This window comes from Nocardioides dongkuii (genome assembly GCF_014127485.1).
GTDB lineage: Bacteria > Actinomycetota > Actinomycetes > Propionibacteriales > Nocardioidaceae > Nocardioides > Nocardioides dongkuii.
In genome coordinates, this window is the sequence record NZ_CP059903.1 from 1,670,353 (window position 1) to 1,685,727 (window position 15,375).

Below are 15,375 nucleotides of genomic sequence, written 5' to 3' on the forward strand. Positions count from 1 at the left end.
CGCCTGATCCCGGCTGATCCCGGCCGTCGCCGGTTCGACCGGGCGGCCCGGGGGTACACGAGGGTCGCCCCCGACGTGCGACCAAGGAGTCCCGATGCCGACCACCTCGACCGACGCGATCGTCCTGCTCAAGGAGGACCACAAGAAGATCCTCAAGACCTTCAAGGACTTCGAGAACGCCGGTGAGAAGGCGTACGTCGAGAAGGGCCGCCTCGTCGACCGGATGATCGAGCTGCTCACGGTGCACACCTACATCGAGAACGAGGTGATGTACCCGCGGGTCCGCGAGCTGCTGCCCGAGCTCGAGGACGACGTGCTGGAGTCCTACGAGGAGCACCACGTCGCCGACGTGCTGGTCCTCGAGCTCGCCGGCATGAAGCCCGAGCAGGAGCGCTTCACCCCCAAGACCACCGTCCTCATCGAGAACGTGCGCCACCACATCGAGGAGGAGGAGGAGGAGTGGTTCCCGCAGGTGCGGGAGGGCCTGTCGCGGAAGGTCCTGCAGGACATCGGCGCCGAGATGGAGGAGGCCCGCAAGAAGGCCCCCACCCGCCCGTCCCAGCCCAGCGCGCTGAAGAAGACGGTGGACGCCGTCATCAAGTGACGCCGGGGGGTCCCTCTCCGAGGACCTCCATCACGACCATCGCCGCGGGTCCGTCGTGCCCGTCGTCCGTGATGTGGGTCACGGTCGTGCGCACCCGCAGGGGGCGACCGCGCCGGTCCACGGCGTCGACGAGCACCGGGGCCGGATCCCGGCGCGCGGCCAGCTGGGACCGGATCGGCTCGCGGAGCTGCTCGAGGGGCAGGCCGATGTCGAGGGTCATCAGGTGCTGCCCGAGCGCCTCGTCGGTGCGCACGCCCCACAGCTCCTCGGACCGGGAGTTCCAGGCGAGGATCCGCAGGTCGGCGTCGACCACGACGACCCCGGACGTCATGCTCCCGAGCACCGACATCATGAAGACGTTGAGCCGGTCGATCTCGCCCTGCCGCTCACGGAGGGTCTCGTTGATGAGGTGGAGCTCGTCGTTCATCGACTGGAGCTCCTCGTTCATCGTCTCGAGCTCCTCGTTGGTGCTCTGGAGCTCCTCGTTGGTGGTCTCGAGCTCCTCGACCGTGCTCTGCAGCTCCTCGTTGGTGGTCTCGAGCTCTTCGTTGGTGCTCTGCAGCTCCTCGTACGCCGCCTCGAGCTGATGGTTGGCCTGGAGCAGCTCGATCTGCAGCTGTCGCGTCTGCGTGACGTCGTGGAAGAGCACCGTCGAGCCCAGGGCCCTCCCGGCCTCGTTGAACAGCGGGACGAGCTGGACGTCGAGCACCACCGCGTCGTCGCCCCCGCGCAGCATCTCGACCTCGCGCACCCAGGTCGTCCGGCGCGCCGCGACGGCATCGTCGAGGTGCCCCCGCAGCTCGACCGGGCGGTAGGACAGCTCCAGGTCCTGGACCAGCCGGCCGAGGTCGCGCAGGGAGAGCCCGAAGAGGTGCATCGCCCGGTTGTTGGCGAGCGCGAGGCGGCCCTCGTGGTCCAGCACGACCTGCGCCGCGGCCGAGGACATCAGCGCGGCCTCGCGCAGCCGGGTGAGCCCGCGCTCGTGCTCACCCGCGGTGTCCGGACCCTGCCGATTTCCCCCCAGCCGGCGATCGCGCCCGTCGGTGGCGACCTTGCTGAAGAACCTCCGCCGCAGCTCCACGGGCTGGAAGTACGTCGGCTGGCTCAGCAGCATCTCCGCCTTGCCCAGGAACAGCACGCCGTCGGGGCGCAGCGCGAAGTGCATCCGGCCGAGGATGTGCGCCTGGGTCTCGGCGTTGAGGTACATCAGCGTGTTGCGGCAGGTGAGCACGTCGACGTGGGAGATCGGGGCGTCCTGCACGAGGTCGTTGCGCCCGAAGATGACCGAGCGCCGCAGCTCCTTGCGCAGCACGAACCTGGTGCCGGAGGACTCGAAGTAGCGCTCGCGCAGCTCCGGTGGGACGGCCCGGAGGTCACGCTCGGCGTACGTCGCGAGCCGCGCCTGGGCGAGCGCCTCCTCGTCGACGTCGGTGGCGTAGATCTTGACGCGCTGCCGGAACCCCTCCAGACCGAGGAGCTCGGCGAGCACCATCGCCATCGTGTAGGCCTCCTCGCCCGAGGCGCACCCGGCGACCCAGACCCGGAACGGCTGGCCGTCCCGCCGCTGCAGGATCGGCGGCAGCAGCTCCTCCTGGAGGTACTGCCAGGCGTCCGGGTCGCGGAAGAACGCGGTGACGTTGATGAGGATCGTGTTGAAGAGCTCGGTGAACTCGTCGGGGTGGACGGTGAGGTGGTCGAGGTAGGCGTCGTGGCTCTCGATGCCGACGGCGTCCATCCGGCGCTGCACGCGGCGGGCGAGGCTGGCTCGCTTGTAGCCGGTGAAGTCGAAGCCGCGCTGCTCCTTGATGTGGACCAGCACCGCCTCCAGGCCGTCGCTCACGCGCTGAACTCCTCCGGGCGGCTCTCACCGCTGTCGATGTCGGCGATCAGGTCGCGGACGAGCTCGGCCGCCTTCCGGGCCTCGCGGGACCGGGTGCCGAAGCGACGGGCGGTCTCCGGATGGCCCTGTCCGGCGGCCCGCTCCGCGAGCTCGTCGGTCAGCGCGACCTTCTCCTCGAGGCTGCGCAGCGCCATCCACAGCGCGCTCTCCATGCCGACCGTCTGCCGGGCGAGGAGGCTCTCGGGAGACCAGGCGTGCCCGACCCGGCACCGGTAGCGGCGCAGCCGGCCCTCGTCGATCTCGAAGAGCGAGCCGGCGCAGTCCGGGCACCCGAAGCCGGCGGGATTCCCGGGCGGGACGGGGTCCTGGAGGGCCCCGGGGTCGAGGTCGGCCATGGCGGTCTCCTTCTGCATCAGCTCGCTGACCTGGTCGGGCCCCTCCGGTGGCGGGAGGTCGCCGAGCCAGGAGAGGAGCGCCGCCGGCATGTCGCGCACCGACAGGGCGCCCCCGTCCCCGAGCCCGGCGGCCGCTGCTGCCGCGCGGGGCATGCTGTCGTAGAGGGCTTCCTGGGGGTCCTGCACGAGGCACCGGCCGCCCCGCTGCGTGACGGCGACGGCACCCGCCGCGCCGTCGTCGAGGGCACCGGACAGCACCAGCCCGTGCACCCGCGCTCCGTGCGAGCGGGCTGCGGAGCGGAACAGCACGTCGACCGCGGGGCGGTGACCGTTCTCCTGGGGCCCACGGGTGAGGGACACGCGTCCATCGATCACGACGAGGTGGCGGTCGGGCGGCGCGACGAGGATCGTGCCGGCCTCGAGGACGTCGCCGTCCCGGGCGTGCCGGGCGGGCAGGCGGCCGGCGCGGGCCAGGATCGCGGGCAGCACGCTGGTGCCCGCGGCGGGCACGTGGAGGACGACGAGGACGGCGGCCGGGAGGTCCTCCGGCAGCCCCAGCGCCAGGTCCCGCAGCGCCTCGACGCCGCCGGCGGAGGCGCCGACGACCACGGTTGGGGGGACCGCGGAACGGGCACGGGTAGACATGGCGACACCTTTCCACACCGGGGGCGCCACGAGGCCCTCTGACGATGATCAATCCGCTGTCGTGCGGTCGATCGCGGCCGATCTCCAGGTCCTGGCGGATCGGCTCGCCCGGGCGCGCGCGGCCCAGGGGGGGAAGGCCGACGGGGACCTGGTCCAGGAGCTGGAGACCGCCTACGAGGAGCTGCGGGTCGCCGATGAGGAGGTGCGGGTCCAGGAGGAGGAGATCGCCGGTCTCCTCCGCCACCAGGACGCCGAGCGGGTCGCGCACGCGCGGTTGCTGGCCGTGCTCCCGGTCGCGGTCCTGCTCACCGACCAGCGCGGCATCGTGCGCACGGCGAACGCCGAGGCAGCGGTGCTGGTCGGGCGACGGCCGGACCGGATCGAGGGCCGGCCGGTCTTCACCTTCTTCGGGCCCGACGACCGCCCCGCGATGCGGGAGCTGCCCGGGCGGGCTGCGTCCCAGGTGACCGGTGGGCCCCGGACCGGGGTTCTGGTGACCGGCACCCAGGAGACCGTCCCGGTCGAGGTGACCGTGACGGTGGCCGACCGTGAGCAGGGGTTGTTCACCTGGCTCCTGCTGACCGCCGGGGCCGGTCGACCCGACGGGGTCCTGTCGCTCCCGGACGGGCTCGCCCGTCTGGCCGAGCTGCCCGTCGAGGACGCGAGCCCGGAGGACGTCGTCCGGGCATCGCTGGAGGTCTGTCGTGACGTGCTCGGCCCGGACGTTGAGCTGACCGTGCTGCTCGGGTCCCCGGAGGAGCCCGAGGCGGTCGTCTCGACCGGGCAGCTCGCGCAGGTGCTGGACGGGTCCCAGCTGCAGGCCGGCGAGGGCCCGACGAGCTCCGCGTACCGGGAGCGAGCGACCGTCTGGGCGACCGACGTCCGTGCGGACCCCCGCTGGCCGCGGTGGGCGTCAGCGGTGTCCGAGCGGGGGCTGGCGGTCGTGGCCGTGCCCCTCCAGGTGTCGGGACAGGTCGGGGGCGTGCTCACCGGCTACCGGGTCGGTGGGCCCGCCGACTCCTCGTTGGCGGAGAACGTCGAGACCCTCGCGCTCACGGTCCGCGGACTGCTGCAGCAGGTGGTGCTGCGTGCGGAGATCCGTCAGGCCGCCGCGGACCTCGACCGGGCCCTGTCGTCGCGGGCGATGATCGACCAGGCCAAGGGCATCGTGATGGCCCGGGAGGGCTGCTCGGCGGAGGACGCGTTCCGCCACCTGGTCGACGTGGCCAGCACCGAGCACGTGAAGCTGCGCGACCTGGCGGCCACGATCGTCACGTCCGTCTCCGACGGCGTCCACCGCGATCCCTCGAGCTGACCGATCCCGTCAGCTCCACGAGGGTCGCCGCGAGGTCCTTCAGCGCGACCACCCGATCCACGTTCTCGCGGGCGATGGCCGCCGCCGGCATGGCGAAGTCGGTCGACGTCGCCTCGTCGGTGGCGACGACGACGCCGCCGTGCTGGTGCACGACGGTGGTCCCCGTCGCGCCGTCGTGCCCGGCACCCGTCATCACGACGGCGATGACCCGGGGCCCGGCGGCGAGGGCGAGGGTGGTGAGCAGCAGGTCGGCGGAGGGCCGGTACGGCGGGAACGGGCCGGAGCCGACCAGCGAGAGCCGCAGGTCGGGCGTGACCAGGCAGTGGAAGCCGGACGGCGCGATCTGGACGAGCCCGGGCGCGAGCGCCGCGCCGTCCGTGCCGGTGGCCAGCTCCATCCTGCTGTGCGGGGCCAACAGCTCGGCCAGCATGCTCTCCCGCTCGGGGCTGAGGTGCTGCACGACGACGACCGCTGCGGGCAGGTCCGCCGGGAGCTCGCCGAGCACGTCGCGCAGGGCCGCCATGCCGCCGACGCTGCACACGAGCGCGATCACCGCGAACGCCTCGGGGTCCATCCGGTCCTCGTCTCCTCGGGTCTCGAGGTGGCCAGTCTCCTCCTCTCACGGTCTGTTTGTGCGGAGCGAGCCGGGCTACCATGGGCAGAACGCCTCCCGTCGTGAGCCACGCGACCTGCCTGGCGACGTACCGCACCGGGGGTGAGGCCACCGTGCCGATCCGTGTCGCACTGAGCAATGACTACGACATCGTCAAGTGTGGCCTCGAGGCCATGCTGAGGGACCACGCCGATCGGGTGCAGGTCCTCGACGACCAGGAGGCCCGGGTCGTGCCGCCCGACATCCTCCTGGTCGACACCTTCGGACGCCTCACCCCGAACGACGACATGCTGCGGCGGCTCGCCCAGGACACGGACGCCAAGGTCGTCGTCTACGGCTGGCACCCTCCCGAGAGCGTCGCCCACGACTACGGCGTCGCAGGCGTGGTGCCCCGGGACGTGACCGGCACCGAGCTCGCCGATGCGCTGGTGACGATCCACGAGGCCGAGGACGCCTCCGGGGCCGCTGGCGGGCGCCGCGCCCGGTGGCGCGGCGCCGGGCACGGCCTCAGCGCCCGGGAGGCGGAGGTGCTCACCCTCATCGTGCGGGGACTCTCCAACCAGGAGATCGCGGAGCGGTGCCTCCTCAGCGCCAACACCGTCAAGGCCTACATCCGCACCTGCTACCGCAAGATCAGGGCCGAGGGGCGCTCCCAGGCAGTCGCGTGGGGCGTGCGGCACGGCTTCGCCGCGGAGGACGCGCTCACCCCGTCGGGGTCCGGGCGCGCCTGAGCAGACGCACGGGAGCGCGGCGTGCCTCCCGCCGGAGGCACGCCGCGCTCCGTGTCCTCAGCGGCGGCCGCGGTGGTGGTGGCGACCCACCGTGGCCTTGCTCAGCGTGCCTGGCCCGAAGATCGGCCCGGTCAGGTAGAGCGACCTGCCACCCGCGTCGACGCCGGCGGGGTTCACCAGCCGGCCGCGGAAGAGCTCGCGCGCCGTCGTGCCCCGCCGGGTCCGCTCCAGCGCGTGGAGCGAGCCGATCTCGGACCCCTCGAGGCCGAGCTCCCAGGCCAGCCAGCTCAGCCGGGAGAGGGACAGCGCGTAGATGACGCCTCGCCGGTCGATCGCGAGGTCCACGATCGAGGTGAGCCCGTCCGCGACGCGGGTGCAGTCGCCGGCGTACGGCGCGGCGGGGTCGCAGTCGGCGCCCTCGGCGCCGGGCGCGATCCGCCACACCTGGGACGTGCCGGGCGTGGCCGGGAAGCCGCGCAGCTCGCCGACGTAGACCGATCCGTCCCGGCCCACCGCGACCGACGTCGCCACGGCCTCCGCCGGGATCTGCGTGCCGGCCGGGGGCAGCGGGTTCCCCTCGGGGTCGGTGTCGGGGAGGGAGTCGGGCACGGCCACCGTGCGCGGCATCAGGCGGGCGAGCGTCGTGATGTCGCCCTCGGGGGTGACCTTGAGGACGTCGTTGCCCGCCGCGTCGGCGATGACGGCGCTGCCATCGCCCAGGACCGCGATGCCGTACGGGTTGCTGTCGGCCGGGAGCTCCTCGAGGTCGTACGGGTCGAGGTCCTCGGCCTGGTAGGCGGCGATGTCGGCGAGCGCCGTGGGCTCGGCGTCGCCCCGGCGCCAGGTGTAGAGGGTCGCCGCGCCGGTGCCGGGCTCCCCGGCGCCGGTGAGGATGTACACGGTGCCCCGGCGGGACGCGGCGATCGCCGGGCTGGCCGCACCGGGGACCGTCCCGAGCGGGATCACCCGGGCGTCACGGTGCCGACGCTCGACGACGAGGCTGAAGCTGCCGTCGCCCTCGGACACCAGCGTCCGGCCGGGTCCGAGGTTGTCGACGCCGCGCGGGCTCTCGAGGTCGGCGACCACCCGCAGGTGGCCTCCGTGACCGTGGTGCCGGCCCTTGTCGGCGGTGGCCGTGCCGGAGGCTGCGGGCAGCAGCGTGGCCGCCAGGACGGCGGCGGAGGTGGCAGCGAGGAGACGATGCGATCGCGTCATGAGAGACCTCTCGGACGGGGACAGGAACGCCTCTCACTCAAGTCCCGGCCCCCGCGGGCTGTCATCACCAAGATTGCCGTACACGGGCTCGGACGGGGCCGGCCTCCCGGTGCACCGGTTGACGTCGGGTGTGTGGCCCGGCAACGTCGGGAGGACCGCGACCGGCACGTCGTCGGCGCGAGCGACCCCGAGGAGACCCGATGAGCTCGATGCCACGACCGTCCCCGTTCGTCCGCTGGACCTTGCGGCTCGAGGAGTCCTCGGGCCTCGACGGGCCGGTGCGCGCGATCGAGCCGTCGATCAGGTCCACCTTCGGCACGGGGGCGCGGGCCTCCGTGCTGCGGGGGGAGTGGCTGGGTCATGCCCTGCACCCGATCCTCACCGACCTGGTCCTCGGCACCTGGACCTCCGCCGGCATCCTCGACGTCCTGGGCGGGCGCGAGGCGTCCGGCGCGGCGCAGCGGCTCGTGGGGGTGGGCCTGCTCGCGGTCGGTCCGACCGCCTGGACCGGGTGGGCCGAGTGGTCCGCGTCCGGCCCCCGCGAGAAGCGGGTCGGCCTCGTCCACGCGGGCGTCAACGCCGTGGCGATCGCCGCGTACGCCGGGTCGTGGGTCGCCCGCCGACAGGGCCGGCACGCCGCCGGGGCGCGGGTCGCCCTCGTCGGTGCGGCCGTGTCCGGGGTCGGCGGCTACCTGGGCGGACACCTGGTGAGCGCACGCAAGGTGTCCAGCCGCCATCCCGCCTTCGACGACACCCCGGCGGCCTGAGCGGGAGGGTCAGACGGTGCCCGTCCGGGCCAGCAGGGCGCGGCCCTCGGCGTCGCCGTTGAGCCCGCGGGTGGTGCGGTGGGTCGCGCGCCAGCCCTCCGGGGTGCGCTGGAGCTCCCAGTGGTTGACCCCGATCCGCACCGGGTAGTTGCGGCCCTCCCGGTGCACCAGGAGCACCGACTCGCACACGGCGACGGCCCGGTCGCCGTCGACCGTCACGTGGGCCGGGCCGAGGAAGTGGCTGCAGCCCCGGGCGATGAGTCCCTGGTGGGCATCGGAGCGGACCATCGCGTCGATCTCGGCCCGGTTGCCCATGTAGAACTCCTCGACGTCGTACACGCCGTCCTCGGTCCACAGCGCGGCGACGCGCTCGGCCTCGCCGGCGTCGACGAGCAGGCCGTACGACGCCACCAGGCGGGCGATCTCGTGCTGGTCCTCGAGCAGCTGGAGGCGTGCCTCCAGCTGCGCGAGCCGGGCCGCGGTCGGGTCGGTGGTGGCGTCGGTGGTGGTGGTGGTGTCCATGTCAGTTCTCCTCCAGCCGGGCCAGCGCCTCGAGCTGCTCGATGTAGTGGTCGGCCGACGACGCGGCCACGTGCACGTTCACGATCGTCGCGCCGGCGTCCCGGGCGCGCGCGACCGCGCGCCGGGTGCGGTCGGGGTCCCCGAGCGGGTCCACCGGACGCCCGGCCCCGAGCACGACCTCGAAGTCCGCGGGCAGCTGCACGCCGCCCAGCATCTCGGCGAGCCGGTCGTGGCGCAGCCCGAACGGCACCCAGCCGTCGCCGTGCTCCACCGCCCGGCGCAGGCTGCGCGGCGTGTACCCGCCGATCCAGAACGGGACCCGCTCCTGGACGGCGTGCGGCTCGACGACCAGCCCGGAGTAGTCGAAGTGCTCACCGTGGTGCTCCGGCAGCCGCTGGGACATTGACCCGCGCAGCGCGGTCAGCGCCTCGTCCGCGACCGCGCCCCGGCCCTGGTACGCCGCGCCCAGCAGGTCGAACTCCTCCTCGATGGACCCGACGCCGAAGCCGAGCACGAGCCGGCCCCCGCTGAGCAGGTCGAGCGTGCCGTAGCGCTTCGCGATCTCCAGCGGGTGGTGGTAGCCGAGCACCAGCACCTGGGTGACCAGCCGGATGCGGGAGGTGCGGGCGGCCAGGAAGCTCAGCGTCGCCAGCGGGTCCCAGTACGTGCCGCCGCGCTCGGCGGCGATGTCGACCGGCACCGCGACGTGCTCGGAGCAGGTCAGGTGGTCGAACCCCAGCCGGTCCGCGGCCTCCGCGATCCGCACGAGCTCCGGGGTGCCGGCGCTGCGCTCCCACTCCGAGTGGGAGCCCGGCAGGGCGGTGACGATCGGGCTGGTGATGCCCAGGCGCAGGGGCTGGTTCACGGGGATGGCTCCTCCGGTGGGGGTGCGGTCGGTGTGTCGGGTGTCGTCTGGTGCCTCAGTGGGGCGGCACGAGCAGGCGCATGACCTTCTCGGTGCCGGCGACCAGGCGGGCCCGGTCGGTGCTGCCGCGCCGTTCGACGAGGGCCTCGTTGCCGGAGATCACGTGCACCGGGCCGTGGGGGAGCGCGGCGAGCCCCTCGCGGGCCACGTCGGCCGGGTCCGAGACGTGCATGCCGGGGACGTCGAAGTCGAGCCCCGCCCGCTCCATGGCCGGGGTGCGGGTGACGCCGAGGACCAGCTCGAGGACGTCGACGCCGTGCTCGCGCAGCTCGGCCCACAGGCCCTCGGCGAAGATCCGCCCGAACGCCTTCACGCCGCCGTAGATCGCCTCGGTCGAGGTGCCGACGTAGCCCGCCAGCGACCCGACCAGCAGGATCCCGCCGCGGCCGCGCTCGCGCATCGGGACGGCGTAGTGCTGCACCAGCGCGAGCATCGCGGTGATGTTGAGGTCGATGACCTGCTGGAAGCCCGGGAGCTCGCCGCGGGTGAACGCGCGCCCGTGCGTGTTGGCGCCGGCGTTGTAGATCAGCAGCCCCACCTCGACGTCCGCCGTGGCCGCGGTGAGGGCCGCGACCGCCGCGGGGTCGGTCAGGTCGGTCGGGACGGTCCGCACCTCGACGCCGAGGGCGCGCGCCGCCTCGGCGGTCGCCTCCAGGGGCTCGGGCCGGCGGGCCACCAGGACCAGGTTGATCCCCTCGGCGGCGAGCTGCTGCGCGAACTCCGCGCCCACGCCCTCGGAGCCTCCGGCGATGACGGCCCACGGCCCGTAGCTGGCGAAGTCGGTCACAGGTGCTCCTCCGGTGTGCGTGCGCGGTCGGGGCCGCAGTCGTCCGCGGTCCCGGGCGCAGCCTCTCGCAGTCCGCCCAGGTCCGCCGGTCCGGGTCCCGCTGAGTCGTCACTTGCCATAGTGGAAACCACTCCCTATGGTTTCCGTCATGGAAAGCATGGAGAGCGCCCCCGACCCGGAAGCCATCAGGAACCAGCTCCGCGACGTCGAGCGCGGGGAGCTGGTCTCCTGGGTCGTCTACCCGCCCACCCCGATCTGGTGGCCGGTGCTCTTCGGGCTGTGGGCCGCCTCGTTCGCCCTGGCGGTGGGCCTGCTCGACGGCGTCGTCCGGTCGCTCGTCCAGCTGGCCACGGTCCTCGTCCTGTTCACGGCGGTCGCGTGGGACCGGAAGCGTCGCGGGACCTACCCCAGCGGGCGCCCGCCCCGGGAGCTCACCCGGCCGATGCTCCTCATGGTGCTCGGGTGCGTCGCCGTGGCCGGCACCGGCTGGGCGGTCGGCGAGCAGGTGGACGTGTGGTGGGCCGCGGTGGTCGTCGGTCTCGGCGGCTTCGGCGTCGTCGCCTGGTACGAGCACGAGTACGCCGCCGTCGCCGCCCGGCTTCGGGAGCGGCTCTCGTGACGTCGGCGTCGTCCGCCCTCGACGGGCTCGACCCCATCCTCAACGCCCCCAAGCGGCTGGCCATCATGGCGGTCCTCGCCAGCTCGACGACGACGGACTTCGCCTTCCTGCGCGAGCACCTCGGCGTGAGTGACTCCGACCTCTCCAAGCAGGCGGCCGCGCTGGAGGCGGCGGGCTACCTGACGATCACGAAGACCGGACGCGGCCGGGGCTCGGTCACGGCGTACCGCGCGACGAGGGCCGGGCGACGGGCCTACCAGCAGCACCGCGCCACCCTGCGCGGCCTGCTCGGCGACTGAGGGGAGCCCGGCCCGGCCGAGCGGCTCAGGCTCGGGTGATCAGGCGGCCCACGCCGCGTCGTACCCGTCCCGCCAGGCCGGCCGCTGCGCCGGAGACGGCGGAGGAGGTCGACGGGGGCGGGGGGACCGGTCCGCCGACCTGGCGGGAGAGCTCTTCGGGCGTCGGCCGGCGGCCCTGGACGCGGATGAAGTGGTGGATGGCGTCGTGCTCGTCGAGACCGGCGAGCACGGGGGGATCGGGACGCGGCATGCGCGAACACCTCCGAGGTGGTGCCGGACGCCGCTGCTCAGCGTTGATTCTTCGGTGTCCCACCTTACACCGGGACAGCCACGCCCGACGGGGTGAACGGCGTCGGGATCCACCGCGCACCTTCGGGTTGTGCCCCTCGAGGAGGGGTACCCGGCACCGTTCCGATCACCGAGCAAGGGAGCGATCATGGCCACGGGAGAGACCGGTTTCGACGACGTCACCTTCGACTTGATCTCGCTGCAGTACCACGCGCTGAAGGCGGGCCATGACTACGGCCAGTACGTCCGCGACGCAGAGAACGCCGGCGAGCAGGAGATCGCCGACTTCTTCCGCCAGGTCATGGACGAGGACTCCCAGCGCGCCCACCGGTGCCACGAGTTCCTCCGGCGGCTGGGCGGCACCGACAACACGTCGCCGCAGTCCGGATCCGCCTGACCCGTCCTCCCCGGCCCCCTAGGATCGGCGGCGCCCGCGGAGTGACGCGGTGGGTCTGGGCGAAGGGGCGGGGCGGTGTCGGCTCGAAGGTCGTCGGCGACCAAGCACGCCCGCCGTACGGCCCGCGAGCGCCAGGGTTCCCCCGACGCCGAGCGCCGCTCCCGGGGCTCCGTGGTCCCGTTCGTCGCCACGGGGTGGATCGCGGTCTGGGCGCTGCTGGCGTGGGGCTCCCTCGCCGAGGACGCCGCGCCGGCGGTAGCGGCGTCGGTTGCGGCGCTGGTGTGGGCCTCGCTGTGCGTGACGCTCGTCTACCAGGAGGCGAGGGCCCCCCGGTTCGAGCTGCGCCCCCGCAAGGGGGCGCCGCGGCGCCGGTGGTGGTCGGGGGAGTGGTGGGTGGTGCTGCTGATGGCGGGGCTCGCCTCCCCGGCGGCGACGCACGTGTTGGTCGGACGGACCCGTGGAGGACGGTTGCCCTTCGGGGAGGCGGACGCAGCCACGCTGGAGACCGCGCAGCAGCTGGGGTGGGTCGCGGTGGCCGCGGTCCTCGTCGGCTGCCCGACCGCGTGGCTCCTGGGGCGTCGCCGCAGCGACTCACCCGGCCCGCGACCAGGGCGACGCTGACCGCGAGTCCAGGGCCGCCGTGGGCTCCGGTCGGGAGGCGCGGGCCGAGGCGTGCAGCAGGGTCGAGGCGATCGCCGAGCACAGGACGAGGATCGGCGTGCACCGCGAGCCGCCCAGGTACGCCACCTCGCGGAGCTGGAGGCCGCAGCTGCGGTATGCCGGGTCCCGGCTCGGGCCGGGGAGGGGCGCGCCCTCGAGCTGCTCCAGCCTCCGGCGGCTCGCGTCGCGGAGCACCTCGAGGTGGTGCCGCTCGGACGCCGTGGGCACGGGGAGGCCGCCGGTGCGGATGACGGTGCGCGCGAGCTGGTCGGCCAGGTTCCCGAGACCGCGGATCGAGGTCACCAGCGCTGCGTCGTCGAGGCGCTCGGCCACCGGCCGGCCGTGCGCGGCGCGCAGCCGCGCGGTGCTGGCGACGTGGGCGGCCACGCCCGCGCGGCGACGGGACGTGGAGGTGCGCAGGACCCGGCGAGCCGTCTCCCGGTCGCCGTCCAGCACGGCGGTCAGGGCGTCGTTCAGCCCGGAGGCGGTGGCGCGCAGCAGGGGCACGAGGACGAGGTCGGTCATGCACGGATCGTGCCGCCACCGCGCCTGCCGGCCGAGGGGGCTGACGCGATCCTGACGACGCGTTGACGGAACGTCCGCGATCTTGACGCGCCGCTCACGTCCTCGCCGGTGCCGTGAGGACGCGCCAGTCGCGCGGGAGCATGCCGTACGCCTGCCTGAACCGCCGCGTGAAGTGGGTGGGGTCCTTGAAGCCCCACGAGTAGGCGACGCTCGCGACGGACCGGGGCCTGCTCGACGGCCGGGCCAGCTCGGCCCTGGCGCCCTCGAGGCGCTGGGCGATGACGTACTGCTCGAGGCTGAGCCCTGCCTGGCTGCAGGCGCGGAAGAGCTGGCGCCGGGAGACCGAGAGCGCCGCGGCCACCTGGTCGGCGCTCAGCTCGGGGTCGCGGAGGTGCTGGCGGACGTAGGCCCGGACCTGGGCCACGAGGGTCTGCTCCAGGACGTCGTGAGCGTGCGGCGGGTCGTCGAGGGCGCTGGAGATCAGGGCGCGGACCAGCTGCAGGCTGGCCGCCCCCACCGCGGGCGCCGTGGGGGAGTCGTCGAGGCGCCGGGCGTCGCGGGCGAGCTCGACCAGGTAGCGGCTGACGAGGTCGTACAGCGGGCTGCGCCCGAGCCGGGGCGCCGCTCGCTGGACGAGGTCGAGCGGCAGGCCGAGCGCGGCGGTCGGGACCTGCAGCGAGGTGGAGGACCCCAGCCCGGTCCAGGAGAAGTCGAAGGGCCGGGTGACGTCGACGACCATCACGTCGCCGGTGCGCAGCCGGCGTTGGCGGGAGCCCATCTGGTGGCAGCCGACACCGAGGCCGTGGACGGCGACCGCGACCGCCTCCGGGGAGGCGCCGCCTGCGGTACGGCGGTCCCGCCGCATGACCATGCTCGAGCACCGGGCGGTGAAGAGCCTGGTCTCGCCGAGCTCGACGAGCTCCATCCGGCCGGAGGGACCGTCGGGGCCCGGGTCCAGCTCGACGCTCGTGGCCCCCGACGCCTCGGCGAGCGCGGCGCGGAACACCTCGTGCCGGTCCCTGCGGGGGAGGGACGCGGTGTCGAGCAGGATGGCCATCGGTCCCTCCTTCTCAGAGGCGGGCCACGTCTTTGGAGCGTAGGCGCGCCCGTTCGGGGGTGACAAGGGCGAATCCGGCACGCAGGGCCGACGAGGCGGCGCGCAGGGACGTTTCGGCTCCACCGCCGTCGTGCGACGGTCGGCGCAACGGCGAGAGGGGATCTGCGGTGCTGGTGATCGACACCGAGACGCTCCCGCGGCGCGACCGCGCCGACGCGATGGCCGCCGCCATGGGGGACGCGACCGGGGCCACCAGCCTCGTCCACGAGGGCCCGTCCGCGGACGCCTACCTCCGGATGGACCTGTGGCAGCTGGGCGCGACGGCGCTGGTCTCGGCCGCGTGCTCCGGTCACACCCAGGCGCGGACGCAGCGAAGACCGGCCCGCGACGACGAGCCGATCGTCGTCGTCGGGGTGCAGTCCACCGGCACCGGCGCCCAGGTGCAGGACGGCGTCGCGACGCCGCTCTCGCCCGGAGGCGTGTACGGCATGGTGCTGTCCGGGTCCTACCGGCACGTCAGCGTCGGCCGCACCCGGACCGCGAACCTCCTCGTCCGGGCCGGCGACCTCGACCTCCCGCTCCAGCTCCTCGCCCGGGCGCGTCCGCGACTGGCCTCGAGCCCGCTCCGGGACGTCCTGGCCGCCCACGTGCGCTCCCTGGTCGCCGCGGCCGACGACCTGGCGGCGACGTCCTCGATGGACGCCGTCGAGCCCGCCACCCTCGCGCTGACGCGCGCCTTCCTCGCCTCGGCGTCGGGCAGCGAGGCCCACGTCCAGGAGGCCCTGGCGGAGACGCTGGTGGCGCGGGTCCGGGCGTACGTCCTCCAGCACCTCGCCGACCGCAACCTGTCCCCGGCCACCATCGCCGTCGCGCACCACGTCTCGGAGCGGCAGCTCTACAAGGCCTGCGCGGCCGAGCAGCTCCGGCTCGAGCCGTGGATCATCGGCCGCCGGCTCGAGGCGGCGCACGCGGAGCTCGCGACGCCGGGCGGGCGCCGGTCCACGATCGCCGCGACGGCGGCGAGGTGGGGCTTCGCGAACAGCTCGCACTTCACGCACCGCTTCCGCACGGCGTACGGGATGACTCCCCGGGAGTGGCAGCAGCACTCCCACGACTCCGCACCTGTGCAGGGTCGCGCAACCACCGTGCGGTGAGAGCACATCCGGTACGC

The 15,375-nt window shown here is 74.0% G+C and carries 19 protein-coding genes; 9 read left to right on the top strand and 10 right to left on the bottom strand.

Annotated elements, in window-relative coordinates; genetic code table 11:
- Positions 1-94: 94 nt before the first annotated feature.
- On the top strand, positions 95-604 hold the full coding sequence (locus H4O22_RS08100; protein WP_182526490.1) for a hemerythrin domain-containing protein: 510 nt from the start codon (positions 95-97) through the stop codon (positions 602-604).
- Here H4O22_RS08100 and H4O22_RS08105 read toward each other — a convergent pair.
- Together H4O22_RS08105 and H4O22_RS08110 are read right to left on the bottom strand one after the other, a co-directional pair.
- Positions 597-2,444 carry a CheR family methyltransferase gene (locus H4O22_RS08105; protein ID WP_182526491.1) on the bottom strand — a complete coding sequence of 616 codons (1,848 nt, stop codon included), beginning with the start codon at positions 2,442-2,444 and terminating at the stop codon, positions 597-599. The genes H4O22_RS08100 and H4O22_RS08105 overlap by 8 nt on opposite strands.
- Positions 2,441-3,484 carry a chemotaxis protein CheB gene (locus tag H4O22_RS08110; protein WP_182526492.1) on the bottom strand — a complete coding sequence of 348 codons (1,044 nt, stop codon included), beginning with the start codon at positions 3,482-3,484 and terminating at the stop codon, positions 2,441-2,443. The genes H4O22_RS08105 and H4O22_RS08110 overlap by 4 nt, the downstream gene beginning before the upstream one ends.
- Positions 3,485-3,545: 61 nt before the next feature.
- Between H4O22_RS08110 and H4O22_RS08115 the strand changes: the two genes are divergently transcribed.
- A complete protein-coding gene (locus H4O22_RS08115; RefSeq protein WP_182526493.1) occupies positions 3,546-4,799 on the top strand; it encodes an ANTAR domain-containing protein in 1,254 nt (417 codons plus the stop codon).
- On the opposite strand, the gene H4O22_RS08120 is transcribed toward H4O22_RS08115, so the two are convergent.
- Positions 4,756-5,373, bottom strand: a complete 618-nt coding sequence (locus H4O22_RS08120; RefSeq protein ID WP_182526494.1) for a chemotaxis protein CheB — start codon at positions 5,371-5,373, stop codon at positions 4,756-4,758. The genes H4O22_RS08115 and H4O22_RS08120 overlap by 44 nt on opposite strands.
- A 101-nt stretch (positions 5,374-5,474) precedes the next feature.
- On the opposite strand from H4O22_RS08120, the gene H4O22_RS08125 reads away from it, so the two are divergent.
- Positions 5,475-6,143, top strand: a complete 669-nt coding sequence (locus H4O22_RS08125; RefSeq protein ID WP_182526495.1) for a helix-turn-helix transcriptional regulator — start codon at positions 5,475-5,477, stop codon at positions 6,141-6,143.
- A gap of 57 nt (positions 6,144-6,200) precedes the next feature.
- Here the strand turns inward: H4O22_RS08125 and H4O22_RS08130 are convergent, their stop codons facing one another.
- Complete coding sequence (locus H4O22_RS08130) at positions 6,201-7,358, bottom strand: ScyD/ScyE family protein (RefSeq protein ID WP_182526496.1); 1,158 nt, start codon at positions 7,356-7,358, stop codon at positions 6,201-6,203.
- A gap of 200 nt (positions 7,359-7,558) precedes the next feature.
- Here H4O22_RS08130 and H4O22_RS08135 point away from each other — a divergent pair, with 200 nt between their 5' ends.
- Positions 7,559-8,125, top strand: coding sequence for a DUF2231 domain-containing protein (locus tag H4O22_RS08135; RefSeq protein WP_182526497.1), 567 nt, complete (start codon positions 7,559-7,561; stop codon positions 8,123-8,125).
- Positions 8,126-8,134: 9 nt separating this feature from the next.
- Here the strand turns inward: H4O22_RS08135 and H4O22_RS08140 are convergent, their stop codons facing one another.
- Genes H4O22_RS08140 through H4O22_RS08150 form a run of 3 tightly spaced genes read right to left on the bottom strand, consistent with a single transcriptional unit; the run spans position 8,135 to position 10,359 of the window.
- Entirely contained in the window at positions 8,135-8,647 is a 513-nt protein-coding gene (locus tag H4O22_RS08140; RefSeq protein WP_182526498.1) for a nuclear transport factor 2 family protein, read from the bottom strand.
- A 1-nt stretch (position 8,648) separates the two neighbouring features.
- Positions 8,649-9,512, bottom strand: a complete 864-nt coding sequence (locus H4O22_RS08145) for an LLM class F420-dependent oxidoreductase (RefSeq protein ID WP_220451322.1) — start codon at positions 9,510-9,512, stop codon at positions 8,649-8,651.
- Positions 9,513-9,567: 55 nt separating this feature from the next.
- Positions 9,568-10,359 (bottom strand): SDR family NAD(P)-dependent oxidoreductase, encoded by a 792-nt coding sequence (locus H4O22_RS08150; RefSeq protein ID WP_182526499.1) that lies wholly within the window; start codon positions 10,357-10,359, stop codon positions 9,568-9,570.
- 148 nt (positions 10,360-10,507) lie between these two features.
- Here H4O22_RS08150 and H4O22_RS08155 point away from each other — a divergent pair, with 148 nt between their 5' ends.
- Complete coding sequence (locus tag H4O22_RS08155) at positions 10,508-10,978, top strand: hypothetical protein (RefSeq protein ID WP_182526500.1); 471 nt, start codon at positions 10,508-10,510, stop codon at positions 10,976-10,978.
- Positions 10,975-11,277, top strand: coding sequence for a transcriptional regulator (locus tag H4O22_RS08160; protein ID WP_244963159.1), 303 nt, complete (start codon positions 10,975-10,977; stop codon positions 11,275-11,277). The genes H4O22_RS08155 and H4O22_RS08160 overlap by 4 nt, the downstream gene beginning before the upstream one ends.
- Before the next feature lie 25 nt (positions 11,278-11,302).
- On the opposite strand, the gene H4O22_RS08165 is transcribed toward H4O22_RS08160, so the two are convergent.
- A complete protein-coding gene (locus H4O22_RS08165) occupies positions 11,303-11,527 on the bottom strand; it encodes a hypothetical protein (RefSeq protein ID WP_182526501.1) in 225 nt (74 codons plus the stop codon).
- Positions 11,528-11,713: 186 nt separating this feature from the next.
- On the opposite strand from H4O22_RS08165, the gene H4O22_RS08170 reads away from it, so the two are divergent.
- Both H4O22_RS08170 and H4O22_RS08175 read left to right on the top strand, forming a co-directional pair.
- Positions 11,714-11,962, top strand: coding sequence for an acyl carrier protein (locus H4O22_RS08170; protein WP_182526502.1), 249 nt, complete (start codon positions 11,714-11,716; stop codon positions 11,960-11,962).
- Between the two features lie 75 nt (positions 11,963-12,037).
- Positions 12,038-12,583 carry a hypothetical protein gene (locus H4O22_RS08175; protein WP_182526503.1) on the top strand — a complete coding sequence of 182 codons (546 nt, stop codon included), beginning with the start codon at positions 12,038-12,040 and terminating at the stop codon, positions 12,581-12,583.
- On the opposite strand, the gene H4O22_RS08180 is transcribed toward H4O22_RS08175, so the two are convergent.
- Positions 12,554-13,147 (bottom strand): hypothetical protein, encoded by a 594-nt coding sequence (locus H4O22_RS08180; protein ID WP_182526504.1) that lies wholly within the window; start codon positions 13,145-13,147, stop codon positions 12,554-12,556. The genes H4O22_RS08175 and H4O22_RS08180 overlap by 30 nt on opposite strands.
- 94 nt (positions 13,148-13,241) lie before the next feature.
- Positions 13,242-14,204, bottom strand: coding sequence for a helix-turn-helix domain-containing protein (locus H4O22_RS08185; RefSeq protein WP_182526505.1), 963 nt, complete (start codon positions 14,202-14,204; stop codon positions 13,242-13,244).
- A gap of 167 nt (positions 14,205-14,371) precedes the next feature.
- On the opposite strand from H4O22_RS08185, the gene H4O22_RS08190 reads away from it, so the two are divergent.
- Positions 14,372-15,358: a helix-turn-helix domain-containing protein gene (locus tag H4O22_RS08190; protein WP_182526506.1), complete on the top strand. Its 987-nt coding sequence runs from the start codon at positions 14,372-14,374 to the stop codon at positions 15,356-15,358.
- The last annotated feature ends 17 nt before the right edge of the window (positions 15,359-15,375 follow it).

What these genes read in the sequence shown, in the direction of transcription:
- H4O22_RS08100 (WP_182526490.1), top strand. Translation starts at nt 95, where the DNA reads ATGCCGACCACCTCGACCGACGCGATCGTCCTGCTCAAGGAGGACCAC.
- H4O22_RS08110 (WP_182526492.1), bottom strand. Translation starts at nt 3,484, where the DNA reads ATGTCTACCCGTGCCCGTTCCGCGGTCCCCCCAACCGTGGTCGTCGGC.
- H4O22_RS08120 (WP_182526494.1), bottom strand. Translation starts at nt 5,373, where the DNA reads ATGGACCCCGAGGCGTTCGCGGTGATCGCGCTCGTGTGCAGCGTCGGC.
- H4O22_RS08130 (WP_182526496.1), bottom strand. Translation starts at nt 7,358, where the DNA reads ATGACGCGATCGCATCGTCTCCTCGCTGCCACCTCCGCCGCCGTCCTG.
- H4O22_RS08135 (WP_182526497.1), top strand. Translation starts at nt 7,559, where the DNA reads ATGAGCTCGATGCCACGACCGTCCCCGTTCGTCCGCTGGACCTTGCGG.
- H4O22_RS08140 (WP_182526498.1), bottom strand. Translation starts at nt 8,647, where the DNA reads ATGGACACCACCACCACCACCGACGCCACCACCGACCCGACCGCGGCC.
- H4O22_RS08155 (WP_182526500.1), top strand. Translation starts at nt 10,508, where the DNA reads ATGGAAAGCATGGAGAGCGCCCCCGACCCGGAAGCCATCAGGAACCAG.
- H4O22_RS08165 (WP_182526501.1), bottom strand. Translation starts at nt 11,527, where the DNA reads ATGCCGCGTCCCGATCCCCCCGTGCTCGCCGGTCTCGACGAGCACGAC.
- H4O22_RS08170 (WP_182526502.1), top strand. Translation starts at nt 11,714, where the DNA reads ATGGCCACGGGAGAGACCGGTTTCGACGACGTCACCTTCGACTTGATC.
- H4O22_RS08180 (WP_182526504.1), bottom strand. Translation starts at nt 13,147, where the DNA reads ATGACCGACCTCGTCCTCGTGCCCCTGCTGCGCGCCACCGCCTCCGGG.
- H4O22_RS08185 (WP_182526505.1), bottom strand. Translation starts at nt 14,204, where the DNA reads ATGGCCATCCTGCTCGACACCGCGTCCCTCCCCCGCAGGGACCGGCAC.